This window comes from Trebonia sp. (assembly GCF_049794275.1).
Taxonomy (GTDB): domain Bacteria; phylum Actinomycetota; class Actinomycetes; order Streptosporangiales; family Streptosporangiaceae; genus Trebonia.
Genome location: NZ_JBARCR010000103.1, coordinates 1 through 3,507, shown reverse-complemented (window position 1 = coordinate 3,507; position 3,507 = coordinate 1). Strand labels below are relative to the sequence as shown.

Sequence of the window (3,507 nt, the reverse complement as noted above, 5' to 3'; positions counted from 1 at the left end):
CGTCGCCGCCGGGAGCTTCGACCTCGGCTTCGCCGGGACCAGTGTCTTCGACACGCTTGGGATCCCGAGTTTCCAGGCCCTCGGCGCCCCGATGCTTATCGACAATTACCCACTGGAGAATGCGGTGATCCGCAGTTCCCTGCCGGCCAAGATGATGGCAGGCCTGGCCAAGCTCGACGTGACCGGACTGGCAGTCCTCGGCGACGAGATGCGCAGGCCGGTAGGGGTGCGGCAGCCCATCTTGAGCCTGGCCGACTGGCGGGGCATCACGTTCGGGACCTACCAGTCAAAGACCGAAGAGGCCGCCGTCCGCGCTCTGGGGGCAAAGCCAGGCCCGGGATTCGCGACCGCCAGAGATCAGGCCCTCGCCCGCGGTGCACTGCAGGGCTTCGACCTGAACCTGGTGTACTACCACCAGCTAGCCAAGGAATCGGTCGCGCCTTATATCACGGCCAACGTCAACCTGTGGCCCAGAACGGTCGCCCTCTTCGCCAACCCAGGCCGGCTCGCCAGGCTCTCCGCCTCGCAGCGTCGGCTCGTGACTCAGGCGGCGGCAGACGCGGCGGTCCACTCGACCGGCCTATTCCAGGACGAAGACCCCGTCGTTCGCGACATATGCCAGTCGGGCGGACGGTTCGCTGACGCCTCAGCCGCCGACCTGCAAGCACTCCGGCAGAGCTTCGCCCCCGTCTACGCGAATCTCGAGGCCGATCCGCAGACCAAGGCCATGATCGGGCAGATCACGGCAATGAAAAGGTCCACCCCGGCCGGGCCGGCCCTGACCATACCCGCAGGCTGCACCGGCCACGCTCCCGGGCAGGCCGCATCGGGATCCACCACGACCGCCAAGCTGAACGGCACCTACCGGTGGACGATGACCGCACGCGATGGGACCACCACCACCCCGGACGTGAACAGCGAGATGGCGTACCCTTCGATCTTCACCGCGACGCTGCAGGACGGGCGATGGACGATGCGCCACAGCGGGGCCGAGACTATGACAGACAACCCCGGGGACTCCTACTCCGTCCAGGGCGATCGCATCAGGTTCCACTGGGCAAGTGGCTTCCTGACGTTCACCTACTCGGTTGACGCCAAGGGCAACCTCCACCTGAAGGCCGTGCCGCCGGTGCATCCCGACGACGCGTTCGTCTTCACGACGCATCCTTGGACGAAGATCGGATAATCACTGCAGGGCATCAGCGTTCCTGGCCGCCGAGCGGAATCTCGGCGGCCAGGCGCGTTCCGCAGCCCGGCGTGCTCTCCACGCGGAACGTGCCGCCCAGCGCCTCGACCCGGTCCGCGAGTCCCGTCAGCCCCGACCCCGTCCGGGGATCCGCCCCGCCGGCGCCATCGTCGGAAACCACGATCACGATCGTCGCGGCGCCCGGCGCTACAGAGATCGCCGCCCGCGATGCCGCCGAGTACTTCGCAACGTTCGCGAGCCCTTCGGAACAGACAAAGTAGGCGGCCGCCTCGACGTGCGAAGGGAGCCGGGTGCTCGCGACGCTGATCTCCACCGGAACGGGTGAGCCGTCGGCCAGCCGGGCCAGGGCTCCGGCCAGGCCATGTTCGGCCAGAGCCCGGGGATGCAGACCCTGAGCGAGCTGGCGCAGCTCCTCAAGCGCCTGCCTGAGCTGATCTTCGCCGCGCGCGATCTTGTCTCTGGTCTGTGGGCCCGTCGCGTCCAGTCGGCCCCGGTACAAGGTCTTCTGCAATTCTGCTAGCCGGCGCCCGGCTCCGTCGTGCAGCCGGCGCTCGAGCCGCTGGCGCGCCTGATCGCCGGCCTCGAGGATGCGCAGGCGCGATGCCGCGAGTTCGGCGATCTGGGCTCGCACCTCCGCGTGAAGACGGGCATTGGCGGACTCCAGCTGCACCGCGGCCGCGACCGCGTCAAGAAGCGCCTGATCGCTCAGCACAGCAGAGTCATGGATGAGGACCGCGGCCGGACGGCCGTCCCGCTCGATCACGGTCGCCGACCGATCGGACCCGGCACCGGGAAGCGTCAACGTGCCGCCACTGGCATCAACGAACGTCCCAGCCTCGGGAAGCCAGTAACCGACCTCCAGCGCCGGGTCGCCGATCACCCGGGCCAGCTCCCACCGGAGGGTTCGGGATCGGGCTTGGCCAAGTTGCAACACCAGATCGGCGACCCCTGCCCCCTCCCCAGGGCCGAGGAGGAGGCCCGCGAGCAGCACGCCCGCGACGATGACCACCGCAACCTCGTAGGCGAGCAGCGATATCGGGCTGGCCTCCTCCGGCGCGATCACGAGGTCAGCGACCGCGCTCACGGCGAGCACGAAACCCAGCCCGGCCGCGGCCTGCAGCGCAATCAGGCGCATCCTGCGGGCCGGGCCAACCATCCGCGCGTATTCGTAGCCGCACACACCGAGCAGCAATGCGGCGAGCAGGATCGTGGCGGTTTCGCTTTGCCAGACTGGCGTGATGACCGCCGCGGCGTAGAAAACGGCGATCGCCACGCCGGTAACCCGCGACGGCCGCCGGCCACTCGGATACGTGAGCAGAAGCTGGAAAAGCGGCCCGCGGTGCAGGTAGAGGGCATGAGCAGCCGCCCACGCCACGACGCCCACGCCGACTCCGGCGAAGTTCCCGAGGAACCAGGCGAAACCCGTGGCCGACATCAGGACACCCGAGCGGCTCTCCGGGCGCCGGGCCGACGCGATGAACCCGCAGCCGATGAGGCACCAGCCGACCGCCAGATCCGGGATCCAGTGACCGGGATCGCCCCAGCCGTATCCGCTCCACTCCGCAGCCAGGCCGACCGCGGCGGCTGCCGGCAGGATCAGGAACCGGCGCTGCATCGCACGCTTAAGCCGACCAGGGCGGCGAGCGCCTTCCCGGAGAGCTCGCTTTTCGAGATGAACCCGCGCGCCGATGTCTGACTGAGGCGCGGCCCGTAGGTCGCTGCCTCCCGGCCCGAGACGAGCACCACCGCGGGCGGATCGGGCGCCTCGGCGAGTCTCTCCGCGACGGCGAGGCCATCCAGGTCAGACAGCTGGATGTCGAGCACGACGATCTCGGGATGCAGCGTGCTGACGGCCTCGATAGCGTCCATCCCTCCCGCGGCCTCACCGATCACGTCGAAGCCGGCCGCCTGGAGCAGGGCCCTGGCCGAAGCCCGGAAGACCTCATGGTCATCGACGATCAGCACGGTGGGACGCACAATGCCCATCGTCCCACACGACCGCAAAACAAACCCTGTGGCCAGCATCAATGACCGAACGGACAGGCGGTACTGGAGAGATTGAGAGCAGCCCTCACAAAACCGCGCCTACGGCATCGGACCGTCCGCACCGGAACCAGAATCCCAAACATCCTCCGACCTGCACATGAGGGACAGTGACGATTACCGGCAGCTGTCAGCCGTAGACGTGCTGGGCCTGGGTGATGGCGGCGCCATCGGCGGCGGGGATCCCGCTCAGCGGTATGAAGGGGAACACCTTGATGGCGGTCAGCTTCGGCATGCCGGCCGGGCCCGCGTCGGCG

General features: G+C 68.6%; 3 protein-coding genes. 1 reads left to right on the top strand and 2 read right to left on the bottom strand.

Annotation, left to right across the window (positions count from 1 at the left end; all coding sequences use genetic code 11):
• Positions 1–1,186, top strand: a 1,186-nt coding sequence (locus WA805_RS02745) for a TRAP transporter substrate-binding protein (RefSeq protein ID WP_425241573.1), incomplete at its 5' end; no start/stop codon positions are given.
• Positions 1,187–1,199: 13 nt separating this feature from the next.
• Here the strand turns inward: WA805_RS02745 and WA805_RS02740 are convergent.
• Positions 1,200–2,480, bottom strand: coding sequence for a sensor histidine kinase (locus tag WA805_RS02740; protein WP_425241572.1), 1,281 nt, complete (start codon positions 2,478–2,480; stop codon positions 1,200–1,202).
• 323 nt (positions 2,481–2,803) lie between these two features.
• Positions 2,804–3,172, bottom strand: coding sequence for a response regulator (locus tag WA805_RS02735; RefSeq protein ID WP_425241571.1), 369 nt, complete (start codon positions 3,170–3,172; stop codon positions 2,804–2,806).
• Between the last annotated feature and the right edge of the window lie 335 nt (positions 3,173–3,507).